Source organism: Paraburkholderia sp. BR14320, from assembly GCF_040948665.1.
GTDB lineage: Bacteria > Pseudomonadota > Gammaproteobacteria > Burkholderiales > Burkholderiaceae > Paraburkholderia > Paraburkholderia youngii.
This window is the reverse complement of the sequence record NZ_JBFPKG010000283.1, coordinates 1-381: the sequence shown is the minus strand read 5'-3', so window position 1 is coordinate 381 and position 381 is coordinate 1. Positions and strand designations below refer to the sequence as shown.

Sequence of the window (381 nt, the reverse complement as noted above, 5' to 3'; positions counted from 1 at the left end):
AGGAAACGCTGCGCACCGCGCTCGCAATCGGCGCGGACCGCGCGATCCTGATCGAATCGAACGAAGACCTGCAGCCGCTGGCCGTTGCCAAGCTGCTCAAGGCGCTGGTCGACAAGGAACAGCCGCAACTGGTGATCCTCGGCAAACAGGCCATCGACGACGACTCCAACCAGACCGGCCAGATGCTCGCCGCGCTCGCGAACCTGCCGCAGGCGACGTTCGCGTCGAAGGTGGTCGTGGCGGACGGCAAGGCGACGGTGTCGCGCGAAGTGGATGGCGGCGCGGAAACGCTGTCGCTGACGCTGCCGGCCGTGGTCACGACCGATCTGCGCCTGAACGAGCCGCGCTACGTGACGCTGCCGAACATCATGAAGGCCAAGA

Annotated in this window: 1 protein-coding gene; it reads left to right on the top strand. The window is 66.4% G+C overall.

Going from position 1 to position 381, the window contains the following annotated elements; all coding sequences use genetic code 11:
* On the top strand, nt 1–381 hold a 381-nt coding region (locus tag AB3X89_RS40330; protein WP_368588073.1), incomplete at both ends, for an electron transfer flavoprotein subunit beta/FixA family protein.